We start from the raw sequence: 12,069 nt of genomic DNA, 5'->3' as shown, positions 1-12,069 counted from the left end.
TTCGCGATGCTGATGAACTTCCCGCGCTTCAACAAGATGAAGGGCATGGGCCAGATCGTCACCTGGTCGATCCGTGACGAATCGCTTCACTGCGAGGGCATGATCAAGCTGTTCCACACCTTCTGCGCCGAAACCGGCGTGATGACCGACACGTTGCGCGAAAAGATCCGCGAATGCTGCCGCACCGTGATTGCACTGGAAGACAAGTTCATTGACCTGGCCTTCGAGATGGGCCCGGTCGAAGGCATGACGCCGGCCGACATCAAGAACTATATCCGCTACATCGCAGACTGGCGCCTCGGCCAGCTGAAGCTGGAGCCGATCTACGGCATCGACAAGCACCCGCTGCCCTGGCTGTCGGAAATCCTCAACGGCGTCGAGCACGCCAACTTCTTCGAACAGCGCGCCACCGAATATTCCAAGGGCGCCACCAAGGGTGACTGGCACGGCGATGAGGGCGTCTGGGGCCGCTTCGACGAACGCCGGAAGAAGGTCGCCGAGAGCGTGCCGGCGGAGTAGGCCGGAAGGACCTGTGCCGGCCTGCGCGCCGCACGCGAGCCGGGACCTTCTCTCAACCAGCACCGCCCTCTCCACCCCGCTCATCCCGAGAAAGCCCGGATCCAGCGGCCTGGACTATATAGGGTTCCTGGCTTTTGGCCGGGATGAGCGAATTTCAGAAGGCCGTTGATGACCTCAAATCCCTGCCCATTTGCCCCCGCGCCCCTCCCCGGCTAGTGTCCGGCCCGTGATGAGCGCTGACGATTCCTCCACAGGCGATGACGCCTCGGGCTCCCTTTTCGGGGACCCAGCGCATGCGCGCGCCGGCGCCTATGAGGTGCTGGCCAGGAAATACCGCCCGCGCCGCTTCGAGGACCTGATTGGCCAGGAAGCCATGGTACGCACGCTCTCGAATGCTTTCGAGACGGGCCGGATTGCACACGGTTTCATGCTGACCGGCGTGCGCGGCGTCGGCAAGACGACTACCGCCCGCCTGCTCGCACGCGCCCTGAACTTCGAGCCGAAGGATGGGCCGAAAGGCAGGAAAGCGAAAGCCGGCGCGCCCGGCGGCCCTTCGATCCATCTCGATCCGCCGGGCATGCACTGCGACGCGATCATGCGCGGCCAGCACCCGGATGTTCTGGAACTCGACGCCGCCTCGCGCACAGGCGTGGCCGATATGCGCGACCTGCTCGATTCGTCCCGGTACGGGCCGGTTTCGGCGCGCTACAAGGTCTACATCATCGACGAAGTGCACATGTTGTCGACGGCGAGTTTCAACGCGCTGCTGAAGACGCTGGAAGAGCCGCCACCGCACCTGAAGTTCATCTTCGCGACCACCGAAATCCGGAAAGTTCCGGTAACGGTGCTTTCACGCTGCCAGCGGTTTGATCTCAAGCGCCTCGACACGCCCCTGTTGGCGCAGCACCTCTCTAATATATCGAAGGCCGAGAAGGCGAAAGTATCCGAAGAAGCCCTCGCCCTTGTCGCGCGCGCCGCCGAAGGCTCGGTGCGCGATGCGCTCTCCTTGCTCGACCAGGCGATAGTTCAGACCCAGGACGGAGAAGTCTCCGGCGCGGCGGTGCGCGATATGCTGGGCCTCGGCGACCGGACGCGGCTTTACGACGTATTCGAGAAGGCGATCACGTCGGACGCCAGGGGCGCGCTTGCCGAGTTGAAGGACCAGGTGGCCGGCGGCGCTGATCCGGCTGCGGTGCTGAAAGACCTGATGGACATTGCCGCCGATGTTTCCGTCGCGCAGGCGACCGGCGAGGGTTGGGCGATCGCCGGGCCGGCTGACTGGGCAACCCGCACGCGCGCGCTAGCCCAGCGCCTCACGCCGGCGCAGGCAGCGCGAACCTGGCAGATCCTCCTCTCCGGATACGGCGACCTGCAGGTTTCGCCCGATCCCGCGACCGCGCTGAACATGGTCGTACTTCGCCTCGTGGCGGCCTCCGGCCTTCCGTCTCCGGAGGAAGCGGCCCGCATGATTGCCGAGGGCGCCGCGCCGCCGGGAAAGGCAGACGCGCCCCTTGAGGCTTCGCCGAGCGTGCCCGGCGGGATCGGCAGCTTTGCCGATATCGTCAGCGCGCTGACGGTTGCACGCGAAGTGGCCTTGCAGGTGGACACCGAACGCTTCATCCGCTTTGCCTCCGTAAGTGCCGGCCATCTCAGCTATGCCCTCGCTCCCGGAGCGCCGGCCGGCCTTGCGGGGCGCCTCAAGATTTTCCTCGATAACCAGACCGGGCTCGACTGGCAGATCAGCGAATCGGAAACGGACGCCGAATCCCTGCGCGAGCGCGAACGCCGGGAGAAGACCGAGCGGATCGCCGCCGCCAGCGAGCATCCGCTGATTGCGGCGACGCTGAAAGCCATCCCCGGCGCCGTCATCCTCGATGTAACCGATGAGCCCGCGCCCATTGAAAATCCCCCTGCGGCAGACAATGTGTTCCAGTTACGTACCCGGCGCAGCAGCTGATGGAATGACACGATGAAAGACCTTGCCCAGATCATGCAGCAGGCGCAGGCCATGCAAGCCAAGATGGCCGAGGTTCAGGCCAAGATCGAGGCGACTGAAGCTGACGGCGTGGCGGGTGCAGGGCTTGTCCGCGTCAAGCTTAAGGGCAAGGGCGAACTCGTCTCCGTCAGCATCGACCGGAGCCTCATGGGCGATGATCCGGAAATCGTAGAAGACCTCGTCAAGGCCGCCCATTCCGATGCCCGCCGCCGTCTCGACGAGGCGATGGAAGACGCCATGCGCGCCGCCACATCCGGCTTCGGCGGCATGATGCCGGGGTTCAAGCTGCCCTTCTGACGCGCAGCGTGACTTGGCGCACGCTGGCTCTATAGTTTGTCTGCGATGACCCAGGCACCCTATACACCTCCCTTGCGCACACCCGAACCTCGCGGGCTTTGCACAGATTGCGGCGTCTCGCGGATGGCTGACGCGAAAGCCTGCGGGCGCGCCTGCCAGTTTATCCAACCCGACTATCCGGTGCAGGAACTTCGCCTGCATGGACGCACCCGAAATAATCAGATAGCGGATGAAACGCATTTCGGTGTGTTCCGACGGATGCTCCGTGCGCGCCTTGTGCCTGCGAAGACCGGCGCGCAGTGGACCGGCATTGCGACCACGCTGGGCGAGCGTCTGCTTGCGACTGGCAAGGTGGACGCCGTTCTGGCTGTGGCGCCAGACCCGGATGACCGGTGGAAACCCAAGCCGGTGATCGTGACCCGCGCTGAAGACATGGCCCAGTGCCGGGGCATGCGGATGGGCTATTCGCCGCTGATCGCGCTGATGGAAGAAGTTGCCGAACGCGGTTTGAAGCGCATCGCGCTGATCGGCATTCCCTGCCAGGTCTATGCCCTGCGCGCGCTGGAAGCCGACTTCGGCCTCGAGAAACTCTATGTTATCGGTACCCCCTGCTCCGATAATACGACTACGGAGAATTTCCACGATTTCCTGAAGCTGCTAGACCCGGCACCGGAGACTATCTCGTATCTTGAATTTCGCGCGGACTTCCGGGTTGAGCTGCGTTTCGATGATGGCCGCCAGAAGCTGATCCCCTTTCTTTCCCTTCCCATTTCGAAACTGCCCCGTGATTTCTTTCCGCTGACCTGCCGCACTTGTGTCGACTATACCAATGCCCTCAGTGATCTGACGGTTGGCTATATGGGCGGCGAGGGCGAGCAATGGCTGATCGTGCGCAATGGGCGCGGCGAGGAACTGGTGGAGATTCTGGGCGACGCACTGGTGACCGCGGAGCCGGGATCGAAGGGCAAGCGCGCGCCGCATGTGGCGGCGTTCATCAAGAATGTGGAACTGGCGGCTGGCGGGCTGCCCTTGAGGTCGATGCCGAACTGGGTTCGCCCGATCGTGTCCTTCCTGCAACCGCGAATCGGGCCGAAGGGCCTCGAGTTCGCGCGCACGCGGCTGGAGATGAAAGCCGCCGAAACGGTGATCCACCTCCGCCGGGAAGAGCCGGCGAAACTCAAGAACATGGTGCCCGCCCATGTGTGGAAGTTGCTGGAAATCTATGGGATTTTGCCGAAGCCTGGCGAGCAGAAGGACACGGCGTCACCCGGGTCAATCGGCCTGCGGCCTTTGCCCGGGGTGACAGATTCGAAGGACTGACGCATAACGCCCGTCCATGTCCCAACGTTCTGCCGGCCCCGAACTCCTGCGTCTCATCGACCTGATCGCCAAGCTGCCCGGGCTCGGGCCCCGTTCGGCGCGGCGTGTGGCGCTGCACCTTCTGAAGCGCAACGAGACGCTGCTGAAGCCGCTGGCCGAGGCGCTGGCGGAGGCGGGCGCGAAAATCCGGAAATGCGGGACCTGCGGCAACTATGATACCGTGCAGCCTTGCGCCGTGTGCCAGTTGCCGGGGCGGGATGATGCGATGATCTGTGTGGTCGAGGACGTGCCCGACCTTTGGGCGCTGGAACGCGGCGGGGCCTACCGGGGGCGGTATCATGTACTGGGCGGCGTACTCTCCGCGATTGACGGCATCGGGCCTTCGGACCTCGGCATCGCCTCGCTGGTGCGGCGCGTCGAAGCGGGCGGTGTGCGGGAGATAATCCTCGGCCTCAATGCCACGGTGGATGGGCAGACGACGGCGCATTACATTGCCGACCAGCTGGAAGGCAAAGGCGTCGAAGTGACACGGCTGGCGCATGGTGTTCCGATCGGCGGGGAGCTGGATCATCTGGATGACGGGACGCTGGCGGCGGCGCTGAGATCGCGGCGCGGCATTTGAGGCAGCAGGCGCGGCCGCAGAAACCACGGCCGGTGCGGTGAGTTTCTGGATTTCGGGAATGGCGCGGCGCCAGGATGTGTCCGTATGCGGCGTGAGCGAGCGTATTGAACGGAAGATTCCAGACGACGGAAGGGGCACCATAAGCAGGCACGGCTCAGCGGCGCGCGCACGCATGAGGCACGCGCAGGCTGCTTACAGGGCGGTTTGGAGAACGGGTGCGATTGATCCGGCTGCGCAATAGCTGGTTAAGCTATGCGCGCCGACAAAGGTGAGCGCGGCGCGGCCCCAGCGACTGCCAAAACAGCCATACGGCACGCCGCACCCGAAGCGGGCACGCATCTGGTTCTTCAGCGCCACGAGCTGCGCGAAGATCAGCGGCCAGAGCAGCTGATGCACGAGGGCAGGTCCGGAAGGGGGACGGCGGAGGGAGCAGGTCATTCGGGAGAGACTTTGCCCGCGCCGGACGCCGCCGGAACCGGGTCCGGGATAAAAAACTTCAGTATTTCGTTATTCCCGTTGCGCCGAAGGCGAAGCCCTGAGCCCGGAAAGACAATTAAAACAAGGAAGTCTTGGCCCCGGTCAATTGCGCATCGCAGGCAACGCCTGACGTGTGCTCAGATTGTTCAAATCGCCTAAGAGATGAAATCCAGCGCAGAATTACTGCCTTGCTTCGCAAGCTTGCCAAGCCCCGCGATATAACCGGATTATTGCCCAGGTCTTTGCATTTTTCCGGGGTGACGACAAATCTTTCCCGGGTACAGAGGCTGCGAGAAAGTGGAATTAGGCACAAGCCAGAAATTGCGCCCCTATTTTTTCAACTCATCCAGCAGCCAGCCGTGGTGGACGGGGCCGTGGCCTTTGCCGAGACCTTTGGCGGCTTTGATCGCGCCGTAGAGATAATCCCTGCCCTCTTCGACCGCTTCGGGGACGGAGCGGCCCTGCGCGAGGAGGGCGGCGATGGCGGAGGCAAGGGTGCAGCCAGTGCCGTGGGTGGAGGTCGTCTGTATACGGGGGGATTCGAAAATCCATTCGCCGGTCGTGGTTTGCAACACGTCATGGATGACCTTGCCGTCGATATGGCCGCCTTTCACAAGGGCGCCATGGGCGCCCAGTTCGAGGAGGCGTTCGGCTGCGCGGCGCTGGCCGTCGATGTTCTCAACCGGCTTGCCGGTGAGGACTTCGGCTTCCGGCGCGTTGGGTGTAACGAGGCGGGCGCGGGGAATGAGTTCGGCGCGGATGGCGCCGATGGCACGCTCGTCGACGAGGCGGTCTCCCGATGTAGCGATCATGACGGGATCGATGATGCGCGGTGTGAGACCGGCCTGGGCGTGCAGCGCCTCGGCGATGGCTTCGACGAGCTGGGCTGAGCCGAGCATGCCGGTCTTGATGGCATCGGCACCTATATCAGCAAGCGTGACCTTGATCTGACCGAGCACGGCCTCGAGTGGGACGGGCCAGACGCCGTGCACGCCGCGCGTGTCCTGCACAGTGATCGCGGTGACGGCGGTCATCGCATGGCCGCCGAGCATGGTGACGGCCTTGATGTCGGCCTGGATGCCGGCGCCGCCGCCGGAGTCGGAGCCGGCGATGATGAGGACGCGGCCTTTAGGTTCTGCCATCTTCTTCATCCTCCGCTCGCCCCCGCAAAGGCGGGGGCCGGGTGTCGCATTTCGTAGCGCGGGATCCCCGCCTTCGCGGGGATGCGCGCAACAGGTTCTAAACCTTGATCCCCGCCTTCTTCGCGTCTGCCAGGAAAATCTCCAGTCCTTTGTCCGTCAGCGGATGGTTGACGAGGGATTTGATGACGGCGGGAGGGGCGGTCATCACGTCGGCGCCGGCGAGGGCGCATTGCTTGACGTGGTTGGCGGTGCGGATGGAGGCGGCGAGAATTTCGGTGTCAAAGAGGTAATTATCGTAGATCTGTCGGATCTCGTGGATCAGTTCCATGCCGTCGAGGTGGATGTCGTCGAGGCGGCCGATAAAGGGGGAGATGAAGGTGGCGCCGGCCTTGGCGGCGAGGAGCGCCTGGTTGGCGGAGAAGCAGAGCGTTACGTTGACCTGCGTGCCATCCCCCGTCAGCGTCTTGCAGGCTTTCAGGCCGTCGAGCGTCAGCGGCAGCTTGACGGTGACATTGGAGGCGATCTTCGCCAGCTTGCGGCCTTCCTTGATCATGCCGTCATAATCAGTGGCGACGACTTCGGCGCTGACAGGACCGGGGGTCAGCGCGCAGATTTCGGCAATGACTTCGGCGAAGGGGCGGCCGGACTTGGCGATCAGGGACGGGTTAGTGGTGACCCCGTCGATCAGGCCGCTGGCGGCGAGGTCGGCGATGTCCTTGGTATCGGCGGTGTCGACGAAGAATTTCATGGGGTCTGGTTCCAGTCCGGTGAGAGGGCGCTGGCGCTTCCTTAACCAATCGGGACCCGCGATCCAAGTGCGCTGCAAAGAGAAACGCTCCCCCGGCGGAAAGGAGGAGCGCTGGAAGCCGGGCTGCAGAGCCGCCTCAGATGGCAGGGCGGCCGATCGAGGTATAGGCGAAGCCGTGCTTGGCCATGTCTTCCGGGGAATAGATATTGCGCAGATCAACCACGACATTGCCCTTCATGGCGCCCTTGATTCGGGCAAAGTCGAGCGCGCGGAACTGGTCCCATTCGGTGATGATGACCATGGCGTCGGCGCCGTCGACGGCCTTGTAAGCGCTGTCGGCGTAGGTGATGTCCTTCAGGAGATGGGCAGCTTCCTTCATCGCTTCGGGATCGAAGGCGACGACCTTGGCGCCGGAAGCGGTGAGCGCCGGGAGGATGTCAAGCGAGGGGGCGTCGCGCATGTCGTCGGTGTTCTGCTTGAAGGCGAGGCCGAGGACGCCGATCGTCTTGCCCTTCACATCGCCGCCCATCGCCGCGATGACCTTGGCGGCCATGGCTTTCTTGCGGGCGGCGTTGACCTCGACGACGGTGTCGACGATGCGAACGGGGCTGCCATAGTCGTCCGCGGTCTTGGTGAGGGCGAGCGTGTCTTTCGGGAAGCATGAGCCACCATAGCCGGGGCCGGCATTGAGGAATTTCGAGCCGATGCGGCCATCAAGGCCGATGCCGCGCGAGACTTCCTGGACATTGGCGCCGACCTTTTCGCAGAGGTCCGCCATCTCGTTGATGAAGGTGATCTTCACGGCGAGGAAGGCGTTGGCGGCATACTTGATCAGCTCCGATGTGCGCCGGGCAGTGAACAGGATTGGCGTCTCGTTGAGGAAGAGCGGGCGGTAAAGCTCGCGCATCACCTGCTTGGCGCGCTCGTCTTCTGTGCCGACGACGACGCGGTCCGGGATCTTGAAGTCCTTGATGGCGGCGCCTTCGCGCAGGAATTCGGGGTTGGAGACGACGGCGAAGTCGCCATCGGGGCGGACGCGGCGGATGATCGCCTCGACTTCGTCACCGGTGCCGACAGGGACGGTGGATTTGGTAACGATGACGGTGAAGCCGTTCATCATCTGGCCGATCTCTTCGGCGGCGGCGTAGACATAGGAGAGGTCCGCGTGGCCGTCGCCGCGGCGCGACGGCGTGCCGACCGCGATGAACACGGCGTCTGCATCCTTCACCGCTTCGGCGGCATCAGTGGTGAAGAAGAGACGCTCTTCCTTGACGTTGTTGGCGACCAGATTTTCGAGGCCCGGCTCATAGATCGGCATGATGCCGGCATGGAGCTTGTCGATCTTCGCCTTGTCCTTGTCCACGCAGGTAACGATGTGACCAAAATCGGCAAAACAGGCGCCAGACACGAGGCCGACATAGCCCGTTCCGATAATCGCGACACGCATGGGAAAGTCCCTCAGTAAGATACAATGGCGGGGTGTTCGCCTGCGGGGTGCAATTTTTGTGCGAGAGGGTCAAGGGGCGTTTGCCCCAAGGGGAACCGGGTTGACTCCGGAGCGCGGCAGCCTCCGGATCAAAACATGAACATTCAGGGGGCCGGATGAGCCTCATACTCGATACAAACCCCATGTCGCGGGGGCGGATTGCCCGCTGGATGCTGGAAGAGACAGGCGCGGACTAAGAAACGCGCTACCTGCAATATAGCCCGGAAATAAGCGGGGCAGCCTATGCGAAGGTGAACCCGGTGCAGAAGGTTCCGGCGGTCGAGCATGAGGGGAAGGTTGTGACGGAGTGCGCAGCGATCTGCCTTTACCTTGCCGATGCCTTTCCGCAGGCAGATCTCGCCCCGCCGGCGGACGCACGCGCCGACTACTACCGCTGGATCCTGATTGCGGCCGGGCCGCGGGAACAGGCGACCATGATGCAGGCGCTTGGCGCCGAGGCGGCGCCCGACAGGTCCGCTATGGCCGGCTTCGGCGATTGCCAGCGGACGCTGGACACCTTGCTCGGCGCGGTGCCGGAGAGGGGTTACGTGACGGGCGCAAAGTTCACGGCGGCGGATGTCTATGTAGGCGCGCAGCTTGTCTGGGGCGTACAGTTCGGATCAATTCAGGCGATACCGCCGCTGGAGGCGTATCCAGGCCGAACCCAGTCGCGGCGCGGCTTCATCCGGGCGAACGAACTGGATGATGCGGCGGGCACAGAATACGAGGCGCTCTACCGCAAGCATCCGCGCGTGCATGAGGATACGGACAATTCGGAAGCCTGCATCGCAGCGATCACGGCAGACATTGCCGGCGTGAGTGCGATGGGCGTGGGTTGAGGGACGGGGGCGCTGCTACGCCGGGTGCGCGACGCACGGTCCGACCTGACGGCCCTGGCGGGCGTCGATTTCGGGATCGACCCGGACCTGAAAGATGAAGGCATCCGCTATTTCTCGGCCACGGTGGAGACCCTGCACTTCCCGGACAAAGCATTCGACACGGTGATCTGCACGCGTGTGATCGAACATATCGTGGACTACCGCGCAGCAATTGCCGAGCTGCGCCGGGTGGCGCGCCAGCGGCTGATCACCGTGGTGCCGCAAGAGCGGGAGTACCGCTACACGTTCAACCCCCATGTGAACTTCTGTCCGTACACGCATAGTTTCCTGCGCGCGGCTATGCCGGTGCCGGATGCACAACATATCCGCAAGATCGGGCGCGACATCTATTACCGCAGGAATATAAGCGCTTAAGCGTGGCCTAAGTCAGAAAGCCCGCTCGGTAGAGCGGGCTTTTGTGCACATGGGGGGCGCCCCTCAGATTTCCTGATTGTAGGCGCCGACTTCCGGGTGCTTGCCCAGGCGGGGTTTCACTTCCTTATGGAAGAGTTCCTTCATATCGGCGTCGCTGGTCATGGATTCGACCACGACGACGAGTTCCGGCTTATTGGACGAGGCGCGAACCAGAACCCAGGAGCCGTCTTCCAGCGTGACCCGGGCGCCGTTGACAGTGTTCACGTCGATAACCTTCCGTCCAAGGATCATCGTGCCATTTAGTGACTGGTACTCAGCGACCATCTTGTCGATGACGCCGTACTTCACCTCGTCGCCGCAATGGGGCGACATGGTGAGCGAGGTATAGGCGAGCCCAAGTTCACCGTTCAGGTCGGCCATGGTCTTGCCGGGGTTGCGGTCCAGCATCTCGAGGATCGCCTTAGCGGCGGTAAGGCCGCAATCATAGCCGAGGCCGACAGGCGGGCGGAAGAAGAAGTGGCCGGACTTCTCGAAGCCCGCGAGGGCGCCAAGTTCGTTGGTGCGGCGTTTGATGTAGGAATGACCGGTCTTGTAATAGTCGACTGTGGCGCCGTTTTCCTGCAGGACCGGATCGGTCTTGTAGAGGCCGGTGGATTTCACATCGACGACGAACGTCGCATTCTTATAGTGTTTCGACAGGTCGCGGGCCAGCATCAGACCGATCTTGTCGGCGAAGATTTCCGAGCCGGTATTGTCAACGACACCGCAGCGGTCCCCGTCCCCGTCGAAGCCGAGGGCGAGGTCGGCGCCCAGCTCGCGCACGGCTTCGGCCATGGCGTGAAGCATTTCAGCATCTTCAGGGTTGGGATTATATTTCGGGAAGGTGTTGTCGAGGTTGCAGTCCATCTCGATCACTTCGGCGCCCATCATGCGCAGGCAGTCGCCTGCAAAGGCGCCGGCCGTGCCATTGCCGCAGGCCGCGATGACGCGAATCGGGCGCGACAGGATCACGCCATCGGCGACGGACTTGATGTATTTCTCGCGGATGGCGTCGATGCGGCGGATCGAGCCGCCCGCGCGCTCGACAAACTTGCCGCCCATGACGATCTCTTTGAGGCGACCCATTTCGTCCGGGCCGAATGTCAGTGGACGGTCGGCGCCCATCTTCACGCCAGTCCAGCCATTTTCATTGTGGCTGGCGGTGACCATGGCGCAGCAGGCGGCGTCCAGCTCGAACTGGCTCCAGTAGACCATCGGCGAGAGAGCAAGGCCGACATCCAGCACTTCGCAGCCACCGGCGATGAGGCCGAGGGACAGCGCGTTCTTGATCGGCTGGCTGATCGAGCGGAAATCGTGGCCAGTGACGACCGTGGGCTTCACACCGAGTTCGTGGAAGAGGGTCGCCATACCGAGGCCGAGGGCCTGGACGCCGGTGAGGTTCAGCTCCGGCGCCTTCTCGTGACCGATGCCGTTGAACCACCAGCGGGCGTCGTATTCGCGAAAGCCGGTCGGCTTTACCAGCGGCAGGATCTCGAACTCGAGGGTGTTTTGTACAATATCAGTGCGCGGCTTCGCCAGCATGTGTTTCTCCGTGAAATGGGTTGTGCGCGCCGCCGGGAGGGGCGCAGCATTCTCAATGGCCCTTTTGCAGTTTTCGCGGCACAGTGGAAAGGGGCGGGCTGAATTATTGATCACGAAAAGTTCAGGAGCCATAGCGTTGCCGGCAGAAGGCCGGACGCAATCTGGCGCCTTGGGAGGGCAGAAGCCCCTGTTCCGACAGCATTATAGCAACGCCGTCCCCTTTGTCCCGGAGGATAATCCCAAATGAACATTCACTAGGTACTGATCGCGCTTGCCGCCGGGTCTGCCGCCGCCGGCCTGCCGGCCGCCGCGCAGGAATGGTATGCTGGTGGCTCGGTCGGTTATGTCCTGCAACAGGACAGCTCGAACAGCGGCGAAACCGGCGCCTTCACTACCGGCAACGGCGCACCGGTCATCCCCTTCGGCACGCCCATCGCGGCCGCCACCGCCTTTGGCTGGGAAACCGGGTTCGACAACGGCTATGCCCTGTCCGCCGAATTCGGCGCCCGCTATGCCAACGGTTTCCGCTCCGGCGTGGAACTCGTCTACCCTCAGGCCGACGTAGACACTCACTCAGGCGTGAATGTTGCCGGCACCGTGATCGACTGCGTTGACGCCGCAGTGCTGA

Annotated in this window: 12 protein-coding genes; 7 read left to right on the top strand and 5 right to left on the bottom strand. The window is 63.3% G+C overall.

Going from position 1 to position 12,069, the window contains the following annotated elements; translation table 11 throughout:
- The 5 genes from WEA77_RS13920 to recR form a co-directional block, all read left to right on the top strand.
- Window positions 1-519, top strand: a 519-nt coding sequence (locus WEA77_RS13920) for a ribonucleotide-diphosphate reductase subunit beta (RefSeq protein WP_368068481.1), incomplete at its 5' end; no start/stop codon positions are given.
- Window positions 520-748: 229 nt separating this feature from the next.
- Window positions 749-2,476: a DNA polymerase III subunit gamma/tau gene (locus tag WEA77_RS13915; protein ID WP_368068480.1), complete on the top strand. Its 1,728-nt coding sequence runs from the start codon at window positions 749-751 to the stop codon at window positions 2,474-2,476.
- Window positions 2,477-2,488: 12 nt separating this feature from the next.
- Window positions 2,489-2,812 (top strand): YbaB/EbfC family nucleoid-associated protein, encoded by a 324-nt coding sequence (locus WEA77_RS13910; RefSeq protein WP_368068479.1) that lies wholly within the window; start codon window positions 2,489-2,491, stop codon window positions 2,810-2,812.
- Window positions 2,813-2,857: 45 nt separating this feature from the next.
- Entirely contained in the window at window positions 2,858-4,132 is a 1,275-nt protein-coding gene (locus tag WEA77_RS13905; protein ID WP_368068478.1) for a Coenzyme F420 hydrogenase/dehydrogenase, beta subunit C-terminal domain, read from the top strand.
- A 16-nt stretch (window positions 4,133-4,148) separates the two neighbouring features.
- Entirely contained in the window at window positions 4,149-4,754 is a 606-nt protein-coding gene (gene recR, locus WEA77_RS13900; protein WP_368068477.1) for a recombination mediator RecR, read from the top strand.
- Window positions 4,755-4,946: 192 nt separating this feature from the next.
- Here the strand turns inward: recR and WEA77_RS13895 are convergent, their stop codons facing one another.
- From WEA77_RS13895 to WEA77_RS13880, 4 genes are all read right to left on the bottom strand, one after another.
- Entirely contained in the window at window positions 4,947-5,150 is a 204-nt protein-coding gene (locus WEA77_RS13895) for a hypothetical protein (protein WP_368068476.1), read from the bottom strand.
- Window positions 5,151-5,560: 410 nt separating this feature from the next.
- Window positions 5,561-6,373 (bottom strand): bifunctional hydroxymethylpyrimidine kinase/phosphomethylpyrimidine kinase, encoded by an 813-nt coding sequence (thiD, locus tag WEA77_RS13890; RefSeq protein WP_368068475.1) that lies wholly within the window; start codon window positions 6,371-6,373, stop codon window positions 5,561-5,563.
- 97 nt (window positions 6,374-6,470) lie between these two features.
- Window positions 6,471-7,121, bottom strand: coding sequence for a fructose-6-phosphate aldolase (gene fsa, locus WEA77_RS13885; RefSeq protein ID WP_368068474.1), 651 nt, complete (start codon window positions 7,119-7,121; stop codon window positions 6,471-6,473).
- A gap of 136 nt (window positions 7,122-7,257) precedes the next feature.
- Window positions 7,258-8,568, bottom strand: a complete 1,311-nt coding sequence (locus WEA77_RS13880) for a UDP-glucose/GDP-mannose dehydrogenase family protein (RefSeq protein ID WP_368068473.1) — start codon at window positions 8,566-8,568, stop codon at window positions 7,258-7,260.
- A gap of 248 nt (window positions 8,569-8,816) precedes the next feature.
- Here WEA77_RS13880 and WEA77_RS13875 point away from each other — a divergent pair, with 248 nt between their 5' ends.
- Window positions 8,817-9,446 (top strand): glutathione S-transferase family protein, encoded by a 630-nt coding sequence (locus WEA77_RS13875; RefSeq protein ID WP_368068482.1) that lies wholly within the window; start codon window positions 8,817-8,819, stop codon window positions 9,444-9,446.
- A 24-nt stretch (window positions 9,447-9,470) separates the two neighbouring features.
- Complete coding sequence (locus WEA77_RS13870) at window positions 9,471-9,860, top strand: class I SAM-dependent methyltransferase (RefSeq protein ID WP_368068472.1); 390 nt, start codon at window positions 9,471-9,473, stop codon at window positions 9,858-9,860.
- Between the two features lie 63 nt (window positions 9,861-9,923).
- On the opposite strand, the gene WEA77_RS13865 is transcribed toward WEA77_RS13870, so the two are convergent.
- Complete coding sequence (locus tag WEA77_RS13865; protein ID WP_368068471.1) at window positions 9,924-11,441, bottom strand: phosphomannomutase/phosphoglucomutase; 1,518 nt, start codon at window positions 11,439-11,441, stop codon at window positions 9,924-9,926.
- Window positions 11,442-12,069 lie beyond the last annotated feature (628 nt).

It is taken from the genome of Hyphomonas sp. (genome assembly GCF_040882205.1).
Lineage (GTDB): Bacteria > Pseudomonadota > Alphaproteobacteria > Caulobacterales > Hyphomonadaceae > Hyphomonas.
Note: the sequence above shows the minus strand (reverse complement) of the source record. Positions and strands in the feature narration are given on the sequence as shown.

What these genes read in the sequence shown, in the direction of transcription:
- WEA77_RS13915 (WP_368068480.1), top strand. Translation starts at nt 749, where the DNA reads ATGAGCGCTGACGATTCCTCCACAGGCGATGACGCCTCGGGCTCCCTT.
- WEA77_RS13910 (WP_368068479.1), top strand. Translation starts at nt 2,489, where the DNA reads ATGAAAGACCTTGCCCAGATCATGCAGCAGGCGCAGGCCATGCAAGCC.
- WEA77_RS13905 (WP_368068478.1), top strand. Translation starts at nt 2,858, where the DNA reads ATGACCCAGGCACCCTATACACCTCCCTTGCGCACACCCGAACCTCGC.
- recR (WP_368068477.1), top strand. Translation starts at nt 4,149, where the DNA reads ATGTCCCAACGTTCTGCCGGCCCCGAACTCCTGCGTCTCATCGACCTG.
- thiD (WP_368068475.1), bottom strand. Translation starts at nt 6,373, where the DNA reads ATGGCAGAACCTAAAGGCCGCGTCCTCATCATCGCCGGCTCCGACTCC.
- fsa (WP_368068474.1), bottom strand. Translation starts at nt 7,121, where the DNA reads ATGAAATTCTTCGTCGACACCGCCGATACCAAGGACATCGCCGACCTC.
- WEA77_RS13880 (WP_368068473.1), bottom strand. Translation starts at nt 8,568, where the DNA reads ATGCGTGTCGCGATTATCGGAACGGGCTATGTCGGCCTCGTGTCTGGC.
- WEA77_RS13865 (WP_368068471.1), bottom strand. Translation starts at nt 11,441, where the DNA reads ATGCTGGCGAAGCCGCGCACTGATATTGTACAAAACACCCTCGAGTTC.